20 protein-coding genes and 7 tRNA genes are annotated in these 26077 nt (G+C 63.6%); 7 read left to right on the top strand and 20 right to left on the bottom strand.

Annotation, left to right across the window (positions count from 1 at the left end):
• Positions 1 to 826: 826 nt before the first annotated feature.
• The 5 genes from asd to leuC form a co-directional block, all read right to left on the bottom strand.
• Complete coding sequence (asd, locus tag EJA05_RS08325; RefSeq protein WP_125463257.1) at positions 827 to 1939, bottom strand: aspartate-semialdehyde dehydrogenase; 1113 nt, start codon at positions 1937 to 1939, stop codon at positions 827 to 829.
• Positions 1940 to 1999: 60 nt separating this feature from the next.
• On the bottom strand, positions 2000 to 3082 hold the full coding sequence (gene leuB / locus EJA05_RS08320) for a 3-isopropylmalate dehydrogenase (protein WP_110996458.1): 1083 nt from the start codon (positions 3080 to 3082) through the stop codon (positions 2000 to 2002).
• Positions 3083 to 3135: 53 nt separating this feature from the next.
• Complete coding sequence (locus EJA05_RS08315) at positions 3136 to 3900, bottom strand: class I SAM-dependent methyltransferase (RefSeq protein ID WP_125857913.1); 765 nt, start codon at positions 3898 to 3900, stop codon at positions 3136 to 3138.
• A gap of 147 nt (positions 3901 to 4047) precedes the next feature.
• Positions 4048 to 4692, bottom strand: coding sequence for a 3-isopropylmalate dehydratase small subunit (leuD, locus tag EJA05_RS08310; RefSeq protein ID WP_125463255.1), 645 nt, complete (start codon positions 4690 to 4692; stop codon positions 4048 to 4050).
• Positions 4689 to 6122, bottom strand: a complete 1434-nt coding sequence (leuC, locus tag EJA05_RS08305) for a 3-isopropylmalate dehydratase large subunit (protein WP_125463254.1) — start codon at positions 6120 to 6122, stop codon at positions 4689 to 4691. The genes leuD and leuC overlap by 4 nt, the downstream gene beginning before the upstream one ends.
• A 130-nt stretch (positions 6123 to 6252) precedes the next feature.
• Between leuC and EJA05_RS08300 the strand changes: the two genes are divergently transcribed.
• Entirely contained in the window at positions 6253 to 7131 is an 879-nt protein-coding gene (locus EJA05_RS08300; protein ID WP_125857912.1) for a LysR family transcriptional regulator, read from the top strand.
• Between the two features lie 62 nt (positions 7132 to 7193).
• Positions 7194 to 10490: a PAS domain S-box protein gene (locus EJA05_RS08295; protein WP_125857911.1), complete on the top strand. Its 3297-nt coding sequence runs from the start codon at positions 7194 to 7196 to the stop codon at positions 10488 to 10490.
• A gap of 177 nt (positions 10491 to 10667) precedes the next feature.
• On the opposite strand, the gene EJA05_RS08290 is transcribed toward EJA05_RS08295, so the two are convergent.
• The 12 genes from EJA05_RS08290 to gltX form a co-directional block, all read right to left on the bottom strand.
• A complete protein-coding gene (locus tag EJA05_RS08290; protein ID WP_110996452.1) occupies positions 10668 to 11111 on the bottom strand; it encodes an Hsp20 family protein in 444 nt (147 codons plus the stop codon).
• A 256-nt stretch (positions 11112 to 11367) separates the two neighbouring features.
• Entirely contained in the window at positions 11368 to 12339 is a 972-nt protein-coding gene (locus EJA05_RS08285; protein ID WP_125463251.1) for a tRNA dihydrouridine synthase, read from the bottom strand.
• 52 nt (positions 12340 to 12391) lie between these two features.
• Entirely contained in the window at positions 12392 to 12826 is a 435-nt protein-coding gene (locus EJA05_RS08280; RefSeq protein ID WP_125463250.1) for an acyl-CoA thioesterase, read from the bottom strand.
• 44 nt (positions 12827 to 12870) lie between these two features.
• Entirely contained in the window at positions 12871 to 13704 is an 834-nt protein-coding gene (locus tag EJA05_RS08275) for an alpha/beta fold hydrolase (RefSeq protein WP_125463249.1), read from the bottom strand.
• Between the two features lie 25 nt (positions 13705 to 13729).
• Positions 13730 to 14269, bottom strand: a complete 540-nt coding sequence (locus EJA05_RS08270; protein WP_110996448.1) for a TetR/AcrR family transcriptional regulator — start codon at positions 14267 to 14269, stop codon at positions 13730 to 13732.
• 171 nt (positions 14270 to 14440) lie between these two features.
• Positions 14441 to 14516: transfer RNA gene (locus tag EJA05_RS08265), tRNA-Glu, on the bottom strand.
• 41 nt (positions 14517 to 14557) lie between these two features.
• A tRNA-Ala gene (locus tag EJA05_RS08260) sits at positions 14558 to 14633 on the bottom strand.
• A gap of 66 nt (positions 14634 to 14699) precedes the next feature.
• Positions 14700 to 14775 (bottom strand) — tRNA-Glu (locus EJA05_RS08255).
• A gap of 41 nt (positions 14776 to 14816) precedes the next feature.
• Positions 14817 to 14892 (bottom strand) — tRNA-Ala (locus EJA05_RS08250).
• A gap of 53 nt (positions 14893 to 14945) precedes the next feature.
• Positions 14946 to 15021 (bottom strand) — tRNA-Glu (locus EJA05_RS08245).
• Between the two features lie 71 nt (positions 15022 to 15092).
• Positions 15093 to 15168, bottom strand: a tRNA-Ala gene (locus EJA05_RS08240).
• 279 nt (positions 15169 to 15447) lie between these two features.
• On the bottom strand, positions 15448 to 16929 hold the full coding sequence (gltX, locus tag EJA05_RS08235; protein WP_125857910.1) for a glutamate--tRNA ligase: 1482 nt from the start codon (positions 16927 to 16929) through the stop codon (positions 15448 to 15450).
• Positions 16930 to 17072: 143 nt separating this feature from the next.
• Between gltX and EJA05_RS08230 the strand changes: the two genes are divergently transcribed.
• Entirely contained in the window at positions 17073 to 18128 is a 1056-nt protein-coding gene (locus tag EJA05_RS08230) for an HlyD family secretion protein (RefSeq protein WP_125463247.1), read from the top strand.
• A gap of 49 nt (positions 18129 to 18177) precedes the next feature.
• Complete coding sequence (locus EJA05_RS08225) at positions 18178 to 19668, top strand: MDR family MFS transporter (protein ID WP_189654560.1); 1491 nt, start codon at positions 18178 to 18180, stop codon at positions 19666 to 19668.
• 135 nt (positions 19669 to 19803) lie between these two features.
• Here EJA05_RS08225 and uvrB read toward each other — a convergent pair whose 3' ends face one another.
• On the bottom strand, positions 19804 to 21819 hold the full coding sequence (gene uvrB, locus EJA05_RS08220; RefSeq protein ID WP_125857909.1) for an excinuclease ABC subunit UvrB: 2016 nt from the start codon (positions 21817 to 21819) through the stop codon (positions 19804 to 19806).
• A gap of 289 nt (positions 21820 to 22108) precedes the next feature.
• Between uvrB and EJA05_RS08215 the strand changes: the two genes are divergently transcribed.
• The 3 genes from EJA05_RS08215 to EJA05_RS08205 all read left to right on the top strand — a co-directional run bounded on the left by EJA05_RS08215 (position 22109) and on the right by EJA05_RS08205 (position 24965).
• Entirely contained in the window at positions 22109 to 23305 is a 1197-nt protein-coding gene (locus EJA05_RS08215; RefSeq protein ID WP_125857908.1) for an amino acid aminotransferase, read from the top strand.
• 61 nt (positions 23306 to 23366) lie between these two features.
• A tRNA-Asn gene (locus tag EJA05_RS08210) sits at positions 23367 to 23442 on the top strand.
• 266 nt (positions 23443 to 23708) lie between these two features.
• Positions 23709 to 24965, top strand: a complete 1257-nt coding sequence (locus EJA05_RS08205; protein ID WP_125463242.1) for a cytidine/deoxycytidylate deaminase family protein — start codon at positions 23709 to 23711, stop codon at positions 24963 to 24965.
• 22 nt (positions 24966 to 24987) lie between these two features.
• Here EJA05_RS08205 and EJA05_RS08200 read toward each other — a convergent pair whose 3' ends face one another.
• Together EJA05_RS08200 and EJA05_RS08195 are read right to left on the bottom strand one after the other, a co-directional pair.
• Entirely contained in the window at positions 24988 to 25410 is a 423-nt protein-coding gene (locus tag EJA05_RS08200; protein WP_125857907.1) for a cupin domain-containing protein, read from the bottom strand.
• A 98-nt stretch (positions 25411 to 25508) separates the two neighbouring features.
• Positions 25509 to 26069, bottom strand: coding sequence for a DUF1285 domain-containing protein (locus EJA05_RS08195; protein WP_125857906.1), 561 nt, complete (start codon positions 26067 to 26069; stop codon positions 25509 to 25511).
• Between the last annotated feature and the right edge of the window lie 8 nt (positions 26070 to 26077).

Below are 26077 nucleotides of genomic sequence, written 5' to 3'. Positions count from 1 at the left end.
GCTCCGGTGCCTTCCGGGCCCGCGCGGCCTACGACTTGCTGCGCAAGTCTACATCTCGCGCCTTCGGCTACGCCGAAGGGTGCTGCGCACCAGGGCCCTACAGTCACCTCCACTCGGCCTCCTGAAGTCGCAATTTGTGTCGCCTGGACTATTGCGCGCTTAGAAGCAAAAGCAAAAACAGATCAAAAGCAGATCAAGAGCAGATCAAGAGCAGATCAAGAGCAGATCAAGAGCAGATCAAGAGCAGTGATACGGCTATCTAAGTTTGGCTGTAGTTTCTGTGTTGTTTATTCGGGCCACATCGCCGGCAAGCCGGCTCCCACAGGTACAGCGCAAGCCAGAAAGTTTGCACTAACCTGTGGGAGCTGGCTTGCCAGCGATTGCAATCCTGAGTTCCCAGCCAATCCAACTAGCGACAGCTAACGCCAGCCCAGGCGCCGCCCCTAACTTCGCGACTTCAGGAGGCTGAGCGTAGGCGTCTGGAGGGCCCTGGTGCGCAGCACCCTTCGGCGCAGCCGAAGGCGCGAGATGTAGACTTGCGCAGCAAGTCGGAGGCCGCGCGGGCCCGGAGGACGCCGGAGCGAAGGGACCCCGAAGCGCAGCGTAGGGGCCGTATGATGGGAGCGAGCGGCTTTGCCTACTTTGGCCAAGACCAAAGTAGGCCGCCGTAAGGGCGGAAAGGTGACTACGCGTCGACATCACAAATGAATGCGCATAAAACTTCCAAAACAAACCAACAAACCAACAACTAACCCAGCCCCCATAAAAAAACCCGCACCACTCTCATGGCACGGGTTCTCTCAAACCACAAATCACCCCAGAACGATCAACGCTCCAGCAAAATCCGCAGCATGCGACGCAGCGGCTCGGCCGCGCCCCACAGCAGCTGGTCACCCACAGTGAAGGCCCCCAGATACTGCGACCCCATGTTCAGCTTGCGCAGACGCCCAACCGGAATATTCAGCGTACCGGTCACCTTGGTAGGGCTCAGCTCCTGCATGCTGATCTCACGCTGATTCGGCACCAGCTTCACCCAAGGGTTGTGCTGGCTGATCATGCCTTCGATATCGGCCAGCGGCACATCCTTGTTCAGCTTGATGGTCAGCGCCTGGCTGTGGCAACGCATGGCACCGATGCGCACGCAGATACCGTCAACCGGGATCGGGCTCTTGAAGCGGCCGAGGATCTTGTTGGTCTCGGCCTGGGCCTTCCACTCTTCGCGGCTCTGGCCGTTCGGCAGTTCCTTGTCGATCCACGGGATCAGGCTGCCGGCCAGCGGCACGCCGAAGTTCTCGGTCGGGTAGCCTTCGCCACGCATGGCTTCGGCAACCTTGCGGTCGATGTCGAGGATGGCGCTGGCCGGGTTGGCCAGGTCATCGGCCACGGCCGCATGGGTGGCGCCCATCTGCTTGATCAGTTCACGCATGTTCTGCGCGCCGGCACCCGAGGCCGCCTGGTAGGTCATGGCGCTCATCCACTCGACCAGGCCGGCTTCGAACAGGCCGCCCAGCCCCATCAGCATCAGGCTGACGGTGCAGTTGCCGCCGATGTAGTTCTTGGTGCCGGCATCCAGCTGCTGGTCGATGACCTTGCGGTTGACCGGATCGAGGATGATCACGGCGTCGTCCTGCATGCGCAGCGACGAGGCGGCGTCGATCCAGTAGCCCTGCCAGCCCGCTTCACGCAGCTTGGGGAAGACTTCGTTGGTGTAGTCGCCGCCCTGGCAGGTCAGGATGACATCGAGGGTCTTGAGCTCTTCAATGTTGTAGGCGTCCTTCAGCGGGGCAATATCCTTGCCCACGTTCGGACCCTGGCCACCCACATTGGAGGTGGTGAAGAACACTGGCTCGATCAGGTCGAAGTCCTGCTCTTCGAGCATCCGCTGCATGAGCACGGAACCGACCATTCCACGCCAACCGATCAGACCTACACGTTTCATCGCAACTACACCTTTGCTAAAAGTGGGCCGCCACCAGGTTTTGGTGGCGGGCCAGAGAGATTACAGATTCCGCAGCGCTGCGACTACTGCGTCGCCCATTTCCTGCGTACCGACTTTGGTGCAACCGGCAGACCAGATGTCACCGGTGCGCAGGCCCTGGTCCAGGACCAGGCTGACCGCCTGCTCGATGGCCTCGGCCGCTGCCTGCTGATTGAAGCTGTAGCGCAGCATCATCGACACCGAGAGGATGGTCGCCAGCGGGTTGGCGATGCCCTGCCCGGCGATGTCCGGCGCCGAACCGTGGCACGGCTCGTACATGCCCTTGTTATTGGCATCCAGCGATGCCGAAGGCAGCATGCCGATAGAACCGGTGAGCATGGAAGCTTCATCCGACAGGATGTCGCCGAACATGTTGTCGGTGACCATCACGTCGAACTGCTTGGGCGCGCGCACCAGCTGCATGGCGGCGTTGTCGACGTACATGTGGCTCAGTTCGACGTCCGGGTAACCCTTGGCCACGTCCTCGACCACTTCACGCCACAGCTGGCTGGACGCCAGGACGTTGGCCTTGTCCACCGAGCACAGCTTCTTGCCACGCACGCGGGCCATGTCGAAACCGACGCGGGCGATGCGGCGCACTTCGCTTTCGCTGTATGGCAGGGTGTCGTAGGCCTGGCGCTCGCCACCCTCCAGTTCGCGCTGGCCGCGCGGAGCACCGAAGTAGATGCCGCCGGTCAGTTCGCGGACGATGAGGATGTCCAGGCCGGAGACGATTTCCGGCTTCAGCGACGAGGCATCGGCCAGTTGCGGGTAGAGGATGGCCGGACGCAGGTTGGCGAACAGGCCCAGTTGCGAACGGATCTTCAGCAAGCCGCGCTCAGGGCGGATGTCACGCTCGATCTTGTCCCACTTCGGGCCACCCACGGCGCCCAGCAGCACGGCGTCGGCCTGGCGTGCACGCTCCAGGGTCTCGTCGGCCAGCGGCACACCGTGCTTGTCGATGGCAGCGCCGCCGATCACGTCGTGGGCGAGGCTGAAGCCGAGCTGGAACTTGTCGTTGGCCAGCTCCAGCACCTTGACCGCCTCGGCCATGATTTCCGGGCCGATGCCATCACCTGGGAGAATCAGAATCTGCTTGCTCATGCTTTCCTCTATCCATCAAAGCGACGCGGCCGCCTCGGCCCCGTCGTGAATAATCAGCGTTCGGCCCAGAGTACCAGCACATCGGTGCTGAACGAGCCATCGGCCTCAATCTGGTAATACTGCCGCACTTCCTCGCCCATGGCTTGCTGCAACTGGCGGATAGCCACGCGCAGTGGGTCGGGGGTACGCATGCGCTCGACCCAGGAGTGCCATTCCAGGCGCAGGCGCTGACGAGTGTGGCTGCGCACATGCAGGCCGGCCTCGCTGACCTGGCGCTGCCATTCGGCGGCGCTGTAGTCGCGTACGTGGCTGGTGTCGCGCAGCACTTCGACCGTCTGCAGGTAGGTATCGAGCAGCGGGCTGCCTGGCGACATGACATCGATGAAGGCCGCCACCCCGCCCGGTTTCAGCACCCGGCGCACTTCGCGCAGGGCCAGGCCCAGGTCGCTCCAGTGGTGCGCCGAATAACGGCTGAACACATGGTCGAAGCTGGCATCGGCGAACGGCAGGCGTTCGGCGGCGCCACGCGCGGTGGTGATGTTGCCCAGGCGGCGCTCGGCTGCCGCAGCGGCCACCACGTCGAGCATCGACTGCGAGAGGTCGTAGGCCACCACTTCACCGACCAGCGGTGCGACGTGGAAACTGACATGACCGGCACCACAGCCCAGGTCCAGCACACGGGCATGGCCCTGCCCCGCCAGCTCGGCCTGCAGCAGGGCAAATTCGCTGCCCTGGGCGTGCACGGCGCTGCTGAGGTAGGCGCTGGCCTGTTCGCCGAACTGGCGCTGAACCACGTCGGTGTGGGTGGTGCTGGTCATGGGTCAATCCTTTTGGTTTTTTACTACCTGTCCGGCCTCTTCGCGGCTGAAGCCGCTCCCACAGAGAAATCACAGGTCGCGAGGGCTGCGTTGCTCCTGTGGGAGCGGGTTTACCCGCGAAGAGGCCGGTACTGTCACCTACAAACTTCAGGCATCACGGAACAGCCAAGGCTGGCTGGCGCGGTGCTTGCCTTCGAATGCCTTGATCGCGTCGCTGTCCTGCAGGGTCAGGCCGATGTCGTCGAGGCCATTGAGCAGGCAGTGCTTGCGGAACGCGTCGATCTCGAACTTCAGCACCTTGCCATCCGGACGGGTCACGGCCTGGGCATCGAGGTCGATGGTCAGCTGGTAGCCTGGGTTGGCTTCGACCTGCTTGAACAGCTCGTCGACTTCAGCGGCATCGAGAATGATCGGCAGCAGGCCGTTCTTGAAGCTGTTGTTGAAGAAGATGTCGGCAAAGCTCGGCGCGATCACGCTGCGGAAACCGTACTCGTCCAGCGCCCATGGCGCGTGCTCGCGGCTGGAGCCGCAACCGAAGTTCTCACGCGCCAGCAGCACGCTGGCACCTTGGTAGCGCTTGTGGTTGAGCACGAACTCTTCGTTGACCGGGCGCTTGCTGTTGTCCTGGTAGGGCTGGCCCACGTCCAGGTAGCGCCACTCGTCGAACAGGTTGGGGCCAAAGCCAGTGCGCTTGATCGACTTCAGGAACTGCTTGGGGATGATCTGGTCGGTGTCGACGTTGGCGCGATCCAACGGCGCGACGAGGCCAGTGTGCTGGGTAAAGGCTTTCATGCTGCGCTCCCTTGGATCAACTCGCGGACATCGATGAAGTGGCCGGTCACCGCGGCGGCGGCGGCCATGGCCGGGCTGACCAGGTGGGTACGACCACCGGCGCCCTGGCGGCCTTCGAAGTTGCGGTTGGAGGTGGACGCGCAGTGCTCGCCGCTCTCCAGGCGATCCGGGTTCATCGCCAGGCACATCGAGCAGCCAGGCTCACGCCATTCAAAGCCGGCTTCGAGGAAGATCTTGTCCAGGCCTTCACGCTCGGCCTGGGCCTTGACCAGGCCCGAGCCCGGCACAACGATCGCCTGCTTGACGCTGGAGGCGACCTTGCGCCCCTTGGCGATTTCGGCCGCGGCGCGCAGGTCTTCGATGCGCGAGTTGGTGCACGAGCCGATGAACACGCGATCCAGCTGGATATCGGTGATCGCCTGGTTAGCGCTGAGCCCCATGTACTTCAAGGCACGCTCGATCGAGCCACGCTTGATCAGGTCGGCCTCGGCGGCCGGGTCCGGCACGCGCTGATCGACGGCCAGGACCATCTCGGGCGAGGTGCCCCAGCTGACTTGCGGTTTGATCTGGCTGGCATCCAGCTCGACCACGGTGTCGAACACGGCGTCTTCATCCGATACCAGGTCTTTCCACGACTCGACCGCTTGCTTCCACTGCTCGCCTTTCGGTGCGTACGGGCGGCCTTCGACATAGGCGACGGTGGTCGCATCGGTGGCCACCAGGCCCACACGGGCGCCGGCTTCGATGGACATGTTGCAGATGGTCATGCGGCCTTCCATCGACAGCTCGCGGATGGCGCTGCCGGCGAACTCCATGGCATGGCCGTTGCCGCCGGCGGTACCGATCTTGCCGATCACGGCAAGGACGATGTCCTTGGCGGTGACGCCGACAGGCAATTGGCCCTCGACGCGCACCAGCATGTTCTTCATTTTCTTGGCGACCAGGCACTGGGTGGCGAGCACGTGCTCGACCTCGGAGGTACCGATGCCGTGGGCCAGGGCACCAAAGGCGCCGTGGGTGGAGGTGTGCGAGTCGCCGCAGACCACGGTCATGCCCGGCAAGGTCGCGCCCTGCTCGGGGCTGATGACGTGGACGATGCCCTGGCGTTCGTCGTTCATCTTGAATTCGACGATGCCGTATTCGTCACAGTTCTCATCGAGGGTCTGCACCTGCAGGCGCGACACCTGGTCGACGATGGCCTCGATACCGCCCTTGCGCTCTGGCGTGGTCGGCACGTTGTGGTCGGGCGTGGCGATGTTGGCATCGATGCGCCACGGCTTGCGATTGGCCAGGCGCAGGCCTTCGAAGGCCTGGGGCGACGTCACTTCGTGGATGATGTGGCGGTCGATGTAGATCAAGGACGAGCCGTCATCGCGGCGCTTGACCTCATGGGCTTCCCAGAGTTTGTCGTAGAGCGTTTTGCCAGCCATCAGACTGTTCCTCATCAGCGTCTTTCTATGCCAAAGACCCCTTGGCTTGTACGGACGATGCTATGGCGATAGATTGAATAACTCAAATTCATAATTTTCATGCTTTGCATAACCATCAGGAATCTGAATCGTGGACCTGGCCAACCTCAGCGCATTTATCGCGATTGCCGAAACCGGCAGCTTCTCTGGCGCGGCTGAACGCCTGTTCCTGACCCAGCCGGCCATCAGCAAACGCATCGCCGGGCTCGAGCAGCAACTGGACGTACGCCTGTTCGACCGGCTGGGGCGGGAAGTGAGCCTGACCGAAGCCGGCCGCGCCCTGCTGCCCCGTGCCTATCAGATCCTCAACGTGCTCGATGATACTCGCCGCGCGCTGACCAACCTGACCGGGGAGGTGAGCGGTCGCCTGACCCTGGCCACCAGCCACCATATTGGCCTGCACCGCTTGCCACCGGTGCTGCGGGCGTTCACCCGGCTACACCCGGCAGTGGCGCTGGATATCCAGTTCATGGATTCGGAAGCCGCCTACGATGAAATTCTCCATGGCCGCGCCGAAATTGCCGTAATCACCCTGGCTCCCGAGCCGCATCACCTGGTCAGGGCGACCCCGGTCTGGGAGGACGCCCTGGACTTCGTCGCCGCGCCCGAACACCCGCTGGCCAGCAGCGGCCAGGTCAGCCTGGCCGACGTGGCCCGACACCCGGCGGTTTTCCCCGGCGGCAACACCTTCACCCATCACATCGTCCAGCGCCTGTTCGAAAGCCAGGGCCTGACGCCGAATATCGCCATGAGCACCAACTACCTGGAAACCATCAAGATGATGGTTTCCATCGGCCTGGCGTGGAGTGTGCTCCCGCGTACTATGCTGGATGAGCAGGTGGCGTCCATCGCCCTGCCCGGCATACAGCTGTCGCGCCAGCTAGGCTACATTTTGCACACAGAACGCACGCTATCGAACGCGGCCAGGGCCTTCATGGCCCTGCTCGACAGCCACGCGGGGCCCGCCTGACCGGTCGTCAGTACGGCAGTACACTTCCCAAGGACGCGACATCCGCCAAAGGTCTGGTACCGATGCCCAAATCAGCAAACCGCTTTCCGCGCCTGCCGCGCATCCCTGCGGTCGATCCCCAGGAATCGGAGCAGGCCTGGCAGAATGCCCCGCAACTGCTGGCCGCACTCAACGGCGCGAACCTGGGCGCCTGGCTTTGGGATATCGAGAGCGGCCGGGTCAGCTGGTCACGGGGCACCCAGGCGCTGTTCGGTTTCGACCCCCAGCGCCCACTGCCCAACGATGTCGACTACCTCGACCTGCTGCCCGATGAAGACCGTGCCCGCACGCGCCAGGCGTTCCAGGCCGTGGTCAATGGCGAACCCATCGAGCAGGCCATGCGCCACCGCATCCGCTGGCCGGACGGCAGCGTGCACTGGCTGGAGATCAACGGCAGCCTGACCCACGACGTCCACGGTCGGCGGCAGATGATCGGGGTGATCCGCGAAATCACCCGCCAGCGCGAGCGGGAAACCGCACTGATCAACTCGGAAAAGCGCTTCGCCACCCTCTTCCACCTCAGCCCCAACGCCATCCTGCTCACCCGCCGCCATGACGGCCTGATCATCGAGGTCAACCAGCACTTCGAAGACATGTTCGGCTGGCCCGGCGCCCACGTGGTCGGCAAGACCAGTGTCGAGCTGGGCCTGTGGGTCAACCCCGAGCAGCGCCACCAGGTGCTGGAGGCCACCCGCGCCGGCAGCGGCCCGCTGACCATGGAGGTGCAGTTCCGCGCCACCAGCGGCAAGGTCCATGACGGCATCCTGTGCACCCAGGGCATAGAACTGGAAGGCATCACCTACCTGATCAGTACCTTTGTCGACACCACCGAGCGCAAACGCGCCGAGCAGGCGCTCAAGGACAGCCAGGAGCGCCTCGACCTGGCGCTGGACTCGGCCCAGCTGGGCACTTGGGACTGGCACATTCCCAGCGGCATGCTCTATGGCTCGGCCCGCGCCGCCCAACTGCACGGGCTCGACCCGGTGCCGTTCCACGAGTCCTTCGATGCGTTCTTCGAAGGGGTGCCCGAACACGAACGCAACTCCATGCGCCAGGCTTACCGCAGCCTGCGCGAGGGGCCGGCCGGCAACTACCAGATCACCTACCAGGTGCAGCTGGATAACGGCGCCACGCGCTTTATCGAAAGCCGCGCGCGGCTGTACCGTGACGAGCAGGGCAAACCACTGCGCATGGCCGGCACCCTGCTGGACATCACCGACCAGGTAGAACGCGAACAACGCCTCACGGCCTCGGAAGAAAAATTCGCCAGCCTGTTCCAGGTCAGCCCGGACCCGATCTGCGTGACCCGCCAGGACACCGGCCAGTTCATCGAGATCAACCCGGCCTTCAGCCAGACCTTCGGCTGGAGCGCCGAGCAGGTGCTGGGCCGTACCGCCGAGCAGTTGGGCCTGTGGGCCGAGTCGGCCGAGCGCGCCCAGCGCATCGAACGGGTGATCCGCGACCAGGCCCTGAGCAATGTGGCGATCGGGGTCAACCACCGCAACGGCGGGCCCTTGACCTGCGTCATTTCCAGCCGCCTGATCAGTGTCGACGGCCAGGCCTGCAGCGTCACCACCCTGCGCGACATCACTCAGCAGCAGCGGGCCGAGGCGGCGCTCAAGGCCAGCGAGGAGAAATTCGCCAAGGCGTTCCATTCCAGCCCCGACGCCATCACCATCACCGAGCGGCGCAGCGGCCGCTACCTGGAAGTAAACGATGGATTCTGCCGGCTGACCGGCTACAGCGCCAGCGAGGTGGTGGGCCGCACGGTCTATGAACTGGGCATCTGGGCAGACGACAAGCAACGCAGCGCCCTGCTCAACGAGCTCAAGGCACGCGGCCGGGTCCATCACCGCGAGATGCTCGGGCGCAACAAGCGCGGCGACATTCTCACCGTGGAAGTGTCGGTGGAGCCTATCAGCCTCAACGAAGTCGACTGCCTGTTGCTCACTGCACGGGATGTCAGCCTGCTGAAGAACGCCCAGGCGCAGATTCGCCACCTGGCCTACCACGACCCGCTGACCAACCTGCCCAACCGCGCCCTGCTGATGGACCGCCTGAGCCAGCAGATTGCCCTGCTCAAGCGCCACAACCTGCGCGGCGCATTGCTGTTCCTCGACCTCGACCATTTCAAGCACATCAACGATTCGCTCGGCCACCCGGTGGGCGACGCCGTGCTGAAGATCATCACGGCCCGCCTGGAGGCCAGCGTGCGCCTCGAGGACACCGTGGCACGCCTGGGCGGCGATGAGTTCGTGGTATTGATCAGCGGCCTGGAAGGCAGCCGCGAACTGGTGGAAAGCAAGGTCCGCGAGCTGGCCGACACCCTGCGCGAACTGCTGGCCGAACCCATGTCGCTGGATGGCCAGCGCCTGCAGGTGACACCCAGCATCGGCGTGGCGCTGATCCCGGACCACGGCGCTACCCCCGCCGACCTGCTCAAGCGCGCCGACATCGCCCTGTACCGGGCCAAGGATTCCGGGCGCAATACCACCCAACTGTTTCACACCACCATGCAGAAGGCCGCCAGCGAGCGCCTGCGCATGGAGAACGACCTGCGCCTGGCGCTGGCCCGCGGCGAGCTGGCCCTGCATTTCCAGCCCCAGGTCGATGCCCGTGACAACCACATCGTCGGCGCTGAAGTGCTGTTGCGCTGGCACCACCCGCAACTGGGCCAGCAGCCGCCGGCACAGTTCATCCAGGTGCTCGAGGAGAGCGGGCTGATCCTGGAAGTGGGCAGCTGGATCCTCGACGAAGCCTGCGACGCCTGCGCGCGCATGCTCGAGGACGGGCTGATCGACGCCGACGATTTCAGCCTGTGCGTCAACATCAGCCCCCGGCAGTTCCGCCAGAACGACTTTGTCGCACGGGTGCTGCGCAGCCTCGACGATTACCGCCTGCCGCGGCACATGCTCAAGCTGGAGATCACCGAAGGCATCGTCATCCAGAACCTGGAAGACACCATCAGCAAGATGCGCGAGCTCAAACGCTTTGGCGTCAGCTTCGCCATGGACGACTTCGGCACGGGCTACTCGTCACTCACCTACCTCAAGCGCCTGCCGGTGGATGCACTGAAGATCGACCAGACCTTCGTGCGCGACGCGCCGGTTGACCCGAATGATGCCGAGATCGTTCGCGCCATCGTCGCCATGGCGCGCAGCCTGGGCTTGGCGGTTATCGCCGAAGGTGTCGAATTGACCGAGCAACTGGAGTTTCTGGAACGGCTCGGTTGCCACCTGTACCAGGGCTACCTGCACAGCCGGCCGCTGCCGCTGCCGGAGTTCCGGCAGATGCTGCTGGAGGCGCCGGCGGATTATTGAGTGGTGCACCCGAGGTTCATCTAACGCCGTGGGAGCGGGCTTGCCCCGCGATTGCGGTATGAGATCCAACATCGCAATCGCGGGGCAAGCCCGCTCCCACAGGGCCTTTTGATTGCGCTATGCAGGGCACAGCAAAAAGGGCACCCGAAGGTGCCCTTTCGTTCATCCCGTCCGAACTCAGTTCAGCGCAGGCTTGTCGCCATTGATCGGGATGCGCTTGGCCTTGGCTTCTTCCGGCACCACGCGCAGCAGTTCGATGCTGAGCAGGCCGTTGGCCAGGCCAGCGCCCTTGACCTCGATGTGGTCGGCCAGGCGGAACGACAGCTTGAAGGCGCGCTGGGCGATGCCCTGATGCAGGAAGGTGACGCCTTCGTTGCCGTTATCGCGCTTGCCACCGGACACGGTCAGGACGCCTTTTTCGACCTGCAGGTCGAGGTCCTGTTCCTGGAAACCGGCAGCGGCAACCACGATGCGATAGTGGTCTTCACCATGCTTTTCCACGTTGTAGGGCGGGTAGCTGCTACCGGCCTCGTTGCGTGCTGCAGCTTCGAACAGGTCGTTGAAACGGTCGAAACCGACGGAGTTGCGGAAAAGGGGTGCGAGAGAGAAAGCGGTGGTCATGGTCATAAACTCCTGAGATTCAGCAAGTAAGTCACTACGCGACCCGACTTCGGCATCGCGTACTCAAAGAGATATGGCCGGGCAAAACGCTTTCAAGGGCCCTTCATAAAATTTTTGCTGACGCGCAAACGCAATCGCGGGGCAAGCCCACTCCCACTAAGTGGACTGCCCCCAAGGGTTGGATTGGTGTCCAACTTCTTGGGGGCAGTCCAAAGTATCCCTCGTGGGAGCGGGCTTGCCCCGCGATAGGGGCGGATCAGGCGACGCAGGCTTCGGCAAACGACGCCTGACACCCCAACAAGCCACTGATCCGCTGGCAATCATCCTCACGCCGCAACTCGGCGAACAGCAGCACCGCCTCGGGATAACCCCGGGTCAGCATCGCCAGCCACTGTTTCATGCGCCCCGGCGCATAGCGCGGCGACAGCTTGGCCTGCGCCTGTCGCCAGAACTCGCGCAGCAACGGCAGCAGCTCGTCCCAGCTCATCGGCTGGTAGTCACGGCCATCGCGGGCAGCCGCGATCTGCAGGGCCAGGTCCGGGCGCGACACCAGGCCGCGACCAAGCATGATGTCCTCGGCGCCGCTCACTTCGCGGCAGCGTCGCCAGTCGTCGACTGTCCAGATCTCGCCATTGGCGAACACCGGCACCTTGACCACATCCTGCACCCGCGCCACCCACTCCCAGTGGGCCGGTGGCTTGTAGCCCTCGACCTTGGTCCGCGCATGCACCACCAGGTGCGCCGAGCCGCCTTCGGCCAACGCCGTGGCGCACTCCAGCGCGCCATCCGGGCTGTCAAAGCCCAGGCGCATCTTGGAGGTCACCGGAATGTGCGCCGGCACGGCTCGGCGCACCTCACGCACGATGGCATGCAGCAATTCCGGCTCCTTGAGCAGCACCGCCCCGCCACGCGATTTGTTGACGGTCTTGGCCGGGCAGCCGAAGTTCAGGTCGATCACCGGCGCTCCCAGTTCGCAGGCCAGCGCCGCGTTCTCGGCCAGGCACACCGGGTCCGAGCCGAGCAGTTGCACACGCATCGGCACGCCGGCCGCGGTGCGCGCCCCCTGGCGCAGTTCCGGGGCCAGTTTGTCGAACGAGGATTCCGGCAACAGGCGGTCGCAGACGCGGATGAACTCGGTGACGCACCAATCGATGCCACCCACCCGGGTCAGGACGTCGCGCAGGATGTTGTCGACCAGCCCCTCCATCGGGGCCAGGGCAATTTGCATGTGAGGGTCTCAGGGCGCAAAAGGCGGCAGTCTAGCAAAAATCCGCCGCTTTTCAGTTGCCGATCAGCGCCGCGCCATAGCCGTCGAGGAACTCCGCCGGCATGCGCCTGGGTTTGCCAGTGGACAGCTCGATGCAGGCGAAGGTGGTGTGCGCGCGTAACAGGGTGACGCCGTCGCTCGGGCGCTTGAGCTGGAAACGCCGGGTCATGCGCAGGCGCTGGTCCCAGTCGACGATCCAGGTGGCCAGTTGCAGCTCGTCATCCTCGTAGGCGGCAGCGAGGTAGTCGATCTCGTGGCGCACCACGGCCATGGCCCGGTCCAGGCGACGGTATTCGGCCAGGTCCAGCCCCAGGCGCTGGGAATGGCGCCAGGCGCAGCGTTCGAGCCAAGTGACGTAGACCGCATTGTTGGCGTGGCCGAGGCCATCGATGTCCTCATTGCCGACGCGAAGGTCGATGGTGAATGGTGCCGCCAGATCCCAGCTCATGCCCGCTCCTGGTTGTTCGTGAACGGGCAGAGTGTAACGGATGCTCAGGCGCTTTGTCGGGCGCGCTCATTGGTGCGCGCCAGCAGTTCGAGTACCGCTTCACCCAGCCGCGGGTCGGCCAGCACGCGCACGTGGCCACCTTCTTCGAGCAAAAGCAGGCGGCTGTCGAACCAGGCCTTGTGAATGACCTGCGATTCACCAGCCGGCACCAGCACATCATCACTGGCATGCACCACTAGGCCCGGCAGGTCCAACTGATAACCGGTGACATCCAGGCGCGCAATCTGCACGCCGATATCACGCTCGACCTGGCGAATGAAGGCCGCCCTGGCCCGTGCCGGCAACCCCAGATGCCGGGCGAAGCCGCGCATCACCCCCAGCAACCGGGCTGGCGCGGCAATACTCACCGCCGCTTCGGCACGCAACCCCCACTGCAGCGCCAGCAGCACGCTGGCGCCACCCATGGAATGCCCAATCACCGCGCGCAGCGGCGGCAACTCGGCTGCGGCCTCCAGCAAGGCGCGGGCGAACAGCACCACGTGGGCCTGATGCCCTGGCGAGCGTCCATGGCCCGGGCCCTCCAGCGACACCACGGTATGCCCGGCAGCGACCAGGGTTTCGATCAGTGCGGCGAACTGGGTTGGCCGCCCTTCCCAACCGTGCATCAGCAACACGGTCGGCCCTTGCCCCCAGCGCAGCGCCGACAGCCCGAAGCGCAGAGTGATGCGCTCGGCGCGAGCCAACAGCGGCAGTTCCCAGTCCCTCGGTGGCAGGGTGCGTGGGCTCATGAAGGCGCGGCGCATTTTGCCGGCAACGTGCTCAGGGGCCAGGTGGCCGAGGGTGCCGTTGACACCACGAATCCAGCTCAGGGTATTCATCGCCATGCTCCAGGAATGAACGTGCTCAGATCACCGCCGATTTGGCGGCACGCAGGATACGATCGGACAGCTCGCCAGTGCCCAAGGCCCGCGCCACTGCCAGACCACCCACCATCAGGGCGAAGTCGGCCAGGGCCTTGTCCATGTCTTCGGGGCGGTCGACCATCTGCGCGGTCATCAGCTCGATGTGCTCCACCAGAACCTCACGGAAAGCCTCTGGCAGGCGCTGCATTTCGCTGAGTGCATTGGGTAGCGGGCAGGCCGCCACTTCTGCGTCACGGTGCTTGCGCGAAAGATAGAAAGCGGCAACCAGCGCACGACGGCCAGCACCGTCCAGGCTCGGGTCGACCCCGGCGAGCAAGGCCCGGCGCTCGGCCAGCAACTGGCTGAAGGCCTCCAGCATGAGCTCATCCTTGCTGTCGAAATGGGCGTAGAAGCCACCCACGGTCAGCCCGGCGGCGCCCATGACCTGGCTCACACTGGGCTCGGCCGGCCCGTGCTGGATCAACGCGCCACGCGCCGCTTCAAGAATGCGTTCGCGTGTCTTGCTCTTCTTGTCGCTCATGGCTCACCTCAAAATATTATGATCGACATATTATGCCCATCATATTTCAAGGCAAGCAAAATCTGCGGCGAGCAAGCGGCCGGCAGCAAATTCTCAAGGAGCAGAAAAAACAAAAGGCCCATTCAATAATCGAATGAGCCTTATAAGTCCCGCAAAACGCGGGTAAAAAAATGGCGTCCCCTAGGGGACTCGAACCCCTGTTACCGCCGTGAAAGGGCGGTGTCCTAGGCCACTAGACGAAGGGGACGTAACCTTCGTGCCGATCCGCATTCACGAATCGCGGCGAATTGGTGGAGCTAAGCGGGATCGAACCGCTGACCTCCTGCATGCCATGCAGGCGCTCTCCCAGCTGAGCTATAGCCCCGAGGTAAAACAAAAGGCTCACCCAATTATGATGAGCCTTTCAACTCCCGCAAAACGCGGGTAAAAGTGGCGTCCCCTAGGGGACTCGAACCCCTGTTACCGCCGTGAAAGGGCGGTGTCCTAGGCCACTAGACGAAGGGGACGTAACCTTCGTGCCGATCCGTTTTCACGAACCGCGGCAAATTGGTGGAGCTAAGCGGGATCGAACCGCTGACCTCCTGCATGCCATGCAGGCGCTCTCCCAGCTGAGCTATAGCCCCAGATTTCTAGCCTCTCGGCCCAGCGACATGATCAAACATCGCTTGTGCAAAACTGGCGTCCCCTAGGGGACTCGAACCCCTGTTACCGCCGTGAAAGGGCGGTGTCCTAGGCCACTAGACGAAGGGGACGAACCTTCTTACCTTCAAGACCCGGTTGCTGGACCCGGTCTTGCTTACCGGCATTGCCGTTAAGCGGAATTTGGTGGAGCTAAGCGGGATCGAACCGCTGACCTCCTGCATGCCATGCAGGCGCTCTCCCAGCTGAGCTATAGCCCCACAATGTCGCTTTGAACCGAAGCGCTGGCTGGGTGCCTGGCGTTTCGTTTTCGTTCATCGCTGTGGACGGGGCGCATATTAAGTTCCGATTGCAGGGCTGTCAAACGAATTTTTGAAATTATTCAAAAAATTTTTCACAGATAACAATCACTTACCGCCCTGCCCTGCTCTTCGATGCAAACAAAGTCCCGTGGGAGCGGGCTTGCCCCGCGATCGCGATGGTCAATGCGACATCGCAATCGCGGGGCAAGCCCGCTCCCACGAAAGCAAAAGCCGCTATCAGGCGATATTCGCCAGCAGCTTTTCCCACTCTTTGTTTTCTTTCTTCGACACGCCGCCCAGCAGGTCCAGGGCCTGGCGCAAACGGTAGCGGGTCAGGTCAGGGCCAAGGATTTCCATGGCGTCGAGCACCGACACCGAGCTGGCCTGGCCAGTGATGGCGGCGAACATCAGTGGCATGGCATCGCGCAACTTGAGCTCCAACGACTCGACCACTGCCTGGATGCAGGCGGTGATGCGGTCTTTCTCCCACTGGCGCAAGCTTTCCAGTTTCCACAGGATCAGCTGCATCACCTGGCGTACTTGATCAGACGACAGCTTCTTGCTTTCGAACAACTTGGCGTCAAGCTTCAACGCGCCTTCGAAGAAGAAGCCACCCAGCGGGGCAACCTGGCTGAAGGTTTCAACCCGGCCCTGCACGTGCGGGGCGATCTTCATCATGTAGTCGCTGTTGAAGGCCCATTTCTGCAGGCGCGCGGCGAACTCTTCCACCGGCAGTTCACGCAGCCACTGGCCGTTGAGCCAGGACAGCTTCTCGATGTCGAAGATCGGGCCGCCCAGCGAGATGCGCGACAGGTCGAAGTGCTCGACCATCTCTGCCAGCGAGAACTTCTCGCGCTCGTCCGGCATCGACCAGCCCATGCGGCCCAGATAGTTGAGCATCGCTTCGGGCATGAAGCCCATGCGCTCGTAGAAGGTGACCGAGGTCGGGTTCTTGCGCTTGGACAGCTTGCTCTTGTCCGGGTTGCGCAGCAGCGGCATGTAGCACAGCTTGGGCTGCTCCCAGCCGAAGTACTCGTACAGCTTGATCAGCTTGGGCGCCGAGGGCAGCCACTCTTCACCACGCAGTACATGGGTGATGCCCATCAGGTGATCGTCGACCACGTTGGCCAGGAAGTACGTCGGCAGGCCGTCGTTCTTCATCAGCACCTGCATGTCCATGCGGTCCCACGGGATCTCGACATCGCCACGCAGCATGTCCGGCACCACGCAGATGCCTTCGCTCGGCACCTTCATGCGGATCACGTGCGGCTCGCCGGCCGCCAGGCGGCGCTGCACTTCCTCATCGCTCAGCAGCAGGGCGCGACCGTCGTAGCGCGGGGTCTCGCCGCGGGCCATCTGCTCGGCACGCATCTGCTCCAGCTCTTCGGCGGTGCAGAAGCAGTAGAAGGCGTGGCCTGCATCGACCAGCTCCTTGGCGTACTTGGCGTAGATTTCGCCACGCTCGCTCTGCCGGTACGGGCCGTGCGGGCCGCCGACGTCCGGGCCTTCGTTCCATTCGATGCCGAGCCAGCGCAGGGCGTCGAAGATCTGCTGTTCCGACTCGCGGGTGGAGCGCAGCTGGTCGGTGTCTTCGATACGCAGGATGAACTCACCGCCGTGCTGCTTGGCAAAGCAGTAGTTGAACAGGGCAATGTAGGCAGTGCCGACATGGGGGTCGCCAGTGGGCGATGGCGCGATACGCGTGCGAACGGTGGTCATGGAGAGTCTCGAACGAAGATTCAAACAAAGGCGGGATGTTAGCAGGGAGCGGGCACTGGGCTCCAGCAATGGCGCTTTCGTCACTTGTGACGATGCCGCTTGCGGCTGTTAAATTTGCTTACACTTCTGGAACCATAGTCCTCATGCCCGCCCAACTCAAACGTCGCCTGCTGATCTTCATCACCCTGGTCGCGCTGATCGCCCTCGCCTTCCTCGCCCACTGGTACTTCAAGGGGCGCTTCTTCGAGAGCACCGACAACGCTTATGTACAGGGCGAGATCACCCGCGTATCCAGCCAGCTCGGCGCGCGCATCGATGAAGTGAAGGTGGAAGACAACCAGCACGTCGACAAGGGCGACCTGCTGGTGCGCCTGGAAGTCGCTGATTTCGAACTGGCCGTGGCCCGCGCCCGCGCCGCATTGGCCACCCGCGAAGCGGAACTGGTGCAGGCGCAGAGCCGGCTGGCCCAGCAAGGCAGCCTGATTGCCGCCGGCCAGGCCCAGGTGGCCGCCAACCAGGCCACCCTCGACCGCTCGCAGCTCGACCTCAACCGCGCCCAGGCCCTGCGCAAGCCCGGCTTCGTTTCCGAAGAGCGCGTCACCACCCTCTCGGCGGAAAGCCATGTCGCCCGTTCCCAGGTAGACAAGGCCCAGGCCGACCTCAAGGGCCAGCGCCAGCAGGTCGATGCCCTGAGCGCCGAACTCAAGCGCCTCGATGCGCAGATTGCCAATGCCCGCGCCGACCTGGCGCAGGCCGAAATCAACCTGACCCGCTGCGAGATCCACGCGCCGATCAGCGGCACCATCGGCCAGCGCAGCGCGCGCAACGGCCAAGTGGTGCAGGCCGGCGCCTACCTGCTGTCGATCGTTCCGGACCAGGACATCTGGGTGCAGGCCAACTTCAAGGAAACCCAGATCGGCAAGATGCACCCCGGCCAGCGTGCCGAACTGCTGTTCGACAGCTACCCCGACACCCCGATCGAAGGCCGCGTCGACAGCCTGTTCGCCGCGTCCGGGGCACAGTTCAGCCTGCTGCCGCCAGACAACGCCACCGGCAACTTCACCAAGGTGGTGCAGCGCATCCCGGTCAAGCTGACCTTCGCCGCCGACAATCCGCTGCATGGCCGCATCCGCCCGGGCATGTCGGTGACGGCCACCGTCGACCTGCGCAGCCAGGACGACAGCCGCGATGGCCGGTGACCAACTGCTGCGGCCCAGCGCAGAGCCCACCCGGCGCGACTGGATCGCGGTGATGAGCGTGATGCTCGGCGCCTTCATGGCGGTGCTGGACATCCAGATCACCAACTCTTCGCTCAAGGACATCCAGGGCGCGCTGTCAGCCACCCTGGAGGAAGGCTCGTGGATTTCCACCTCTTACCTGGTGGCCGAGATCATCATGATCCCGCTGACCGCCTGGTTGGTGCAGCTGCTGTCGGCCCGGCGCCTGGCGGTGTGGGTGTCGCTGGGTTTCCTGGCCTCGTCGCTGCTGTGCTCGATGGCCTGGAACCTGGAAAGCATGATCGTGTTCCGCGCCCTGCAGGGCTTCACCGGTGGCGCACTGATCCCGCTGGCGTTCACCCTGACGTTGATCAAGCTGCCGGAACATCACCGCGCCAAGGGCATGGCCATGTTCGCCATGACCGCCACCTTCGCCCCGTCGATCGGCCCGACCCTGGGTGGCTGGCTGACCGAAAACTGGGGCTGGGAGTACATCTTCTACATCAACATCCCGCCAGGGCTGCTGATGATTGCCGGGCTGATGTACGGGCTGGAAAAGAAAGAAGCCCACTGGGAGCTGCTGAAAAGCACCGACTACGCCGGCATCGTGAGCCTCGGCCTGGGCCTGGGCTGCCTGCAGGTGTTCCTTGAAGAGGGCCACCGCAAGGACTGGCTGGAATCCAGCCTGATCGTCGGCCTGGGCAGTGTCGCCCTGGTCAGCCTGATCCTGTTCGTGATCCTGCAGCTGTCCCGCCCGCACCCGCTGATCAACCTGCGCATCCTCGGCAACCGCAACTTCGGTTTATCCAGCATCGCCAGCCTGGGCATGGGTGTGGGGCTGTACGGTTCGATCTACCTGCTGCCGCTGTATCTGGCACAGATCCAGGGCTACAACGCCCTGCAGATCGGCGAGGTGATCATGTGGATGGGGGTGCCGCAGCTGTTCCTGATTCCGCTGGTGCCACTGCTGATGAAGGTGATTTCGCCCAAGCTGCTGTGCGCCTTGGGCTTTTGCCTGTTTGGCGTGGCCAGTTTCAGTTCCGGGGTGCTCAACCCGGACTTCGCCGGGCCGCAGTTCAACCAGATCCAGGTGATCCGCGCCATTGGCCAGCCGATGATCATGGTGACCATCTCGCTGATCGCCACGGCCTACATCCAACCCCAGGATGCGGGCTCGGCGTCGAGCCTGTTCAACATCCTGCGCAACCTCGGCGGCGCGATTGGCATCGCCTTGCTGGCGACCTTGCTGGATGCGCGGGCCAAGGTTTACTTCGACTACTTGCGTGAAGCACTGGTGCCGAGCAACCCGCAAGTGGCCGAGCGCCTGGCGCAACTCACCGAGCGGTTGGGCAACGACACCGCGGCGCTGGGCAAACTCAGTGAGATCACCCACCAGCAGGCGATGATCATGGCCTACAACGATGCCTTCCACTTCGTCGGGATCGGGCTGGCGGTGAGCATGCTGGCGGTGTTGTTGACGCGCAAGTTGCCGCAGGGGTTGAAGGCAGGGGAAGCGCACTGACGGACGCCAGACATGGGTAATGCGCTGGCTTCTTCGCGGGTAAACCCGCTCCCACACACCTTGCACATAACCTGTGGGAGCGGCGGTTCGGCGCCCCGATTTACCCGCGAAGAAGCCAACACCGATACAGGCTGCTCAACTAGCGATCAGGCGCTCGCGCAGCTTGCCGATCTCGTCGCGCAACTGCGCGGCAGCCTCGAACTCCAGGTCGCGGGCGAACTGGAACATCTTCTCTTCCAACTGCTTGATACGCTTGGTGATCTCGGCCGGAGTCTGCAACTCGACTTCGTAACGCCCGGCCTCCTCCGCCGCCTTGGCCATGCCCTTGCGCTTCTTGCTGCGCGCACCGGGCACGGTGGCACCTTCCATGATGTCGGTGATGTCCTTGACCACCCCCTTGGGCACGATGCCATTGGCAGTGTTGAACGCCACCTGCTTGTCCCGGCGCCGCTCGGTCTCGTCGATGGCGCGCTGCATGGAACCGGTGATGTTGTCGGCGTAGAGGATTGCCTTGCCGTTGAGGTTGCGCGCCGCACGGCCAATGGTCTGGATCAGCGAACGCTCGGAACGCAGGAAGCCTTCCTTGTCGGCATCGAGGATGGCCACCAGCGACACTTCCGGCATGTCCAGGCCTTCGCGCAGCAGGTTGATGCCCACCAATACGTCGAAGGTGCCCAGGCGCAGGTCGCGGATGATCTCCACCCGCTCGACGGTGTCGATGTCCGAGTGCAGGTAGCGCACCCGCACATCGTGATCGGCCAGGTAGTCGGTGAGGTCTTCGGCCATGCGCTTGGTCAGGGTGGTGGCCAGCACCCGCTCGCCCAAGGCGACGCGCTTGCCGATTTCCGACAGCAGGTCGTCGACCTGGGTTAGCGCAGGGCGCACTTCGACCTGCGGGTCGACCAGGCCGGTGGGGCGCACCACCTGCTCGACCACGCGCCCGGCGTGCTCGGCTTCGTAAGGGCCGGGCGTTGCGGACACGAAGATGGTCTGCGGGCTGACCGCCTCCCACTCGTCGAAGCGCATGGGGCGGTTGTCCAATGCCGATGGCATGCGGAAGCCGTACTCCACCAGTGTTTCCTTGCGCGAGCGGTCGCCTTTGTACATGGCGCCGACCTGGGGTACGGAAACGTGGGATTCGTCGATCACCAGCAGTGCATCCGCCGGCAGGTAGTCGTACAGCGTGGGTGGCGGCGCTCCGGCCGGGCGCCCGGAAAGGTAGCGCGAGTAGTTTTCGATGCCGTTGCAGTAGCCCAGTTCGAGGATCATCTCCAGGTCGAAGCGGGTGCGCTGCTCCAGGCGCTGGGCCTCGACCAGCTTGTTGTGCTTGTGCAGGTACTCCAGGCGCTCCTTGAGCTCTTCCTTGATGCCCTCCACCGCTTCGAGCAGCGTTTCGCGCGGCGTGACGTAGTGCGACTTGGGGTAGAAGGTGAAGCGCGGCAGCTTGCGGATCACCTCGCCGGTCAGCGGGTCGAAGGCGGCGATGTTCTCCACCTCGTCATCGAACAGTTCGATGCGGATGGCCTCCAGGTCCGATTCGGCCGGGAACACGTCGATCACATCGCCGCGCACACGGAAGGTGGCGCGGGCGAAGTCCATCTCGTTGCGGGTGTACTGCAGCTCGGTCAGGCGGCGCAGCAACGCACGCTGGTCGAGTTGGTCGCCACGGTCGACGTGCAGGACCATCTTCAGGTACGCCTCGGGGCTGCCCAGGCCATAGATGCACGATACGGTGGTGACGATGATCGCGTCGCGCCGCTCCAGCAGCGCCTTGGTCGCAGACAGACGCATCTGCTCGATATGGTCGTTGATCGAGGCGTCCTTCTCGATGAAGGTGTCCGACGACGGCACGTAGGCCTCGGGCTGGTAGTAGTCGTAGTAGGAGACGAAGTACTCGACCGCGTTGTTCGGGAAGAACGCCTTGAACTCGCCGTAAAGCTGCGCCGCCAGGGTCTTGTTCGGCGCCAGCACCAAGGTCGGGCGCTGCACCTGCTGGATCACGTTGGCGATGCTGAAGGTCTTGCCCGAGCCGGTCACGCCCAGCAGCGTCTGGTGCGAAAGCCCGGCCTCGATGCCTTCGACCATCTGGCGGATGGCCTCGGGCTGGTCGCCGGCCGGCTGGAATCGGGTGACGAGCTGGAACTCGGACATGACGGACCTCGTGAATGTCGCGGCAACTGTAAATTTAGCCAGTAGTCTATACGCAAATGCGCCCGCCGGGCTCGGCTTTCAAGCCTGGCCCGGCAGCACCTATGGCAATGGACCGGGCAATTCGACCAATGGTCGAAAAATATTTGCGCAAACAGCCGGAAAAGCTGCGCCAGACTGTCGCAGTGACCGGGCGGTATCACTATACTGACTCCCCGTTTGTGCACCGCTTCAGTGCATTCGGCTGGAGCGTGGCAACCCCTATCACTCTCCTATCCGAGCCAAGGTAACAATGAGCCTGTTTTCCGCTGTCGAGCTGGCACCCCGCGACCCCATCCTGGGCCTCAACGAAGCATTCAACGCTGACCCACGTACCGACAAGGTCAACCTGGGCGTAGGCGTCTACTGCAATGAGGAAGGCCGCATTCCGCTGCTGCGCGCAGTGATCGAAGCCGAAACAACCCGTGCCGCCCAGCACGCGTCCCGTGGCTACCTGCCGATCGACGGCATCGCCCAGTACGACCAGGCCGTGCAAAAGCTGATTTTCGGTGCCCAATCGCCACTGCTGGCCGCCGGCCGTGTAGTGACCGTGCAGGCTGTCGGCGGTACCGGCGCGCTCAAGATCGGTGCCGACTTCCTCAAGCGCCTGGCGCCGGGCGCCGTGGTTGCCATCAGCGACCCGAGCTGGGAAAACCACCGCGCTCTGTTCGAAACCGCAGGTTTCCCGGTCAAGAACTACCGTTACTACGACGCCGCCAGCCATGACGTCAACCGTGCCGGCATGCTCGAAGACCTGAACAACCTGCCCTCCGGCTCGATCATCGTGCTGCACGCCTGCTGCCACAACCCGACCGGCGTCGACCTGTCGCTGGACGACTGGAAGAACGTGCTGGAAGTGGTCAAGGCCAAAGGCCACGTGCCGTTCCTCGACATGGCCTACCAGGGCTTTGGTGACGGCATCGCCGAAGACGCCTTCGCCGTGCGCCTGTTCGCCGAGTCGGGCCTGGAGTTCTTCGTGTCCAGCTCGTTCTCCAAGTCGTTCTCGCTGTACGGCGAGCGCGTCGGCGCGCTGTCGATCGTCACCGCCTCGAAAGACGAGAGCACCCGCGTGCTGTCGCAGGTCAAACGGGTGATCCGCACCACCTACTCCAACCCGCCGACCCACGGCGCGACCATCGTCGCCACCGTGCTGAACAGCCCTGAGCTGTGCCAGATGTGGGAAGCCGAACTGGCCGAGATGCGCACCCGCATCCATGGCATGCGCAAACAGATGGTCGAGCTGCTGGCCGAGTACGGTGCCAAGCGCGACTTCAGCTTCGTTGGTCGCCAGGCCGGCATGTTCTCCTACTCCGGTCTGAGCGTGGAGCAAGTGGCACGCCTGAAGAACGAGTTCGGCATCTATGCCCTGGACACCGGCCGCATCGCTGTTGCTGCCCTGAACCAGAGCAACATCCACGTGGTCACCAAGGCCATCGTAGAAGTACTGTAACTCCTTGATTGCCAAGGGGAAGCTTGACTTCCCCCTGGCAATCGGTAAGATACGCCGAAATTCCGCGATAGCTCAGTCGGTAGAGCAAATGACTGTTAATCATTGGGTCCCTGGTTCGAGTCCAGGTCGCGGAGCCAAACAGCGTTGCAGAGATTGTCTCCACAGTCTTTGAACACCCGAAGAACCCGCCCCCTGGCGGGTTTTTTCGTTTTGGCGTGTAGCTGCCTGCCACCGTGTGAACGCTCTCGATGGCTGGCCCAATTCAGCTTGCCCGTGGCAACGCCTGCACTGTCTCGCCCACCAGGCAGGCACTACAGGTTCTTTTGCACACGCCCCTTGTTTTCCAATTGCCCTGAACTATCGTCTGCATGCGCATCCGGCGCCTCAACGACAGGGAGTCAAGATGGACACCAAGCAGACCGCCCAAAATGCCCAGCAAGCGGTGGAACTCGTTGCCAACCAGGCCATTCTGGCCAGCCAACAAGGCACCTTCGCAGTTGGTGGCTGCATCATCGAAAACGCCACCGGCAACGTGCTCGCCGCCCTGCACAACAATGTGCTGATGCCCTACCCCGGCAGCGCCGCGCAACCGCCGTTCCTGCCCCACGACCCGACCGCCCACGGTGAACGACAGCTGGTGGACTGGTACTTCGCCAATCGCGAACGCCTGGGCCTGCCAGCGCCGGAAAAACTGACCGTGGTGACCACCCTCGACCCCTGCGCCATGTGCGCCGGCTCGCTGCTGACTGCCGGCTTCAACGTGGCGGTCAGTGCCATCGATACTTACGCGGGGATCAACTTCAACAGCCAGTTCGATTTCCCCAGCCTGCCGCCCGCCGTACGCCAGAAGGCGCAGGCCAGTTGGGGCTACTATGCGGTTGCCGCGCCGATCAACCGATCCTATCAAGGCGCAGGCAGCGGGCCGGTCTATGCCGGCTGCGGTATTGACGCGGCAGCCTTCAGCCTCACCGGTTCGATCTTCGACGCCAGCGTGTCCAACGTGCGTGACGCCAGCAACAACAGCGGCCTGCCACCTGACCAGTTGCGCAACCCAAGTTCGCTGCCCGCCGACAGCAAAGTCCGGCAGGCCCTGGCCGCCCTGAGCCCCTGGAGCCTCAAGGTCAGCAGCGCCAACCCGCGCATGCCTGGGCAGGAACTGGCCCGCCCACTGATCGAAACCGCCCGGCAGGCCGACACCATGAACGCCGTGGCCTTGCTCGACCCATTCGGCAACCTGTTGGCCTGCTTGGGAGGCGTGGAGAAGCAGTCGCCAATCCGCACCGCGTTCATGGAGACCACGCGTGGCTATGCCGAACTGCGCTGGAAGCTGATGAACGACAACGACCCTGCTGTACGCGCCCAGGCGAAGCAATGCCTCACGCACCCCAAATACGGCACCTTCGTGTTCCTGTACATCCCTGACCCGGCGACCAGCCAGGCGGTGATGACATTTGGCGCTTACGGCTCAACCATGGAAGGGCCGGTGCCGCAGTCATTCCCCTCCAACTTGCAGTATGTGCTACTGCCTGCCGGCGTCAGTGCCCAGGCCGTGGCACAACTGGCGCAGAACCTGCCGCCCTTCTATACCCAGAGCGTTCAGGTGGCACCCAGCCAAGTGCTGGACACGGCCCTGATCAGCGCCGTGCAGCGCGAACTGTAGCCACGACGCCCTGACGGGCGACTCATCGGGACAGGGGTTCGGTCACTGGCCGCCCCTCGTCCACCAGGCTCCACACCAGCAGCTTGGCCGGCGCGGTCTTGCTGGCGTTGCTCGATACACTGTGCACGGTGCCGGGCGCTTCGTACCAGAACTCGCCGGCCTTGTAGGTTTTCTGCGGCTCGTCGTTGAGCTTCGAGACGACCGCGCCTTCCAATACATAAGCCATGACCGCGCCTGGGTGCTGATGGGCGGGCGATGCCTGGCCCGGTGCGTAGCTGACGGTGAGCATCACCGCTTTCTTGCCCGGGGCATTGCTGGGCAACTGCTCCTGGAGAATCTTCACCTGCTCGGGATGCTGCGCGTCACCATGGGCCCAGGCAGGCACCTTGGCGCCCAACAGGCCGAGGGCGACAAATACGCTGAGGGAAAGACGGGGAATGTTCATGAAGGGGATCTCCTGATTGGCTGTGGCCCTCAGGTTATGCCCCGCCCAATATAGGGGAAACGGCCAATCCGCGGAAAAAGCGGGAGGCCGATTTTCACTCAGGCGTCGCGCCCGATCGGGTAGAACTGGCCATGGCTCCAAACTCCGAGCCACTGCTCACCCTCGATGGTCTGAGGCACCGCCAACTCCACCAACTGATAGAACACATTGCGGTGAATCAGCGCCTCGAGGTTGCCACGCATGAGCACATAGGGCGCAGGCTCCTGGGTGATCGGGTCGATCACTACCCGCAGCGGGTTGGCCGGGCCGGCTTCGACCTGATCGTCGACGTTGCTGGTGAAGCGCAGCACCTGCTGCTCGCCACTCCCCTGCACATCCAGCAGCACCGCAACGAAGGGCGCGTCATCAACGCGAATACCGACTTTTTCCACCGGCGTGACCAGGAAGTAGTCGTCGCCATCGCGGCGGATGATGGTGGAAAACAGCCGGACCATCGGTTTGCGCCCGATCGGCGTACCCAGGTAGTACCAGGTGCCGTCACGGGCGATGCGCATGTCGATGTCGCCGCAGAAATCCGGGTTCCACAGATGCACCGGTGGCAGGCCCTTGTGTGCGGGGATCTGCGCCAGGAGATCGTTGGCTTTGCCGGTGTCGGTCATATCACGCT

It is taken from the genome of Pseudomonas oryziphila (assembly GCF_003940825.1).
Classification (GTDB): Bacteria; Pseudomonadota; Gammaproteobacteria; order Pseudomonadales; family Pseudomonadaceae; genus Aquipseudomonas; species Aquipseudomonas sichuanensis.
Note: the sequence above shows the minus strand (reverse complement) of the source record. Positions and strands in the feature narration are given on the sequence as shown.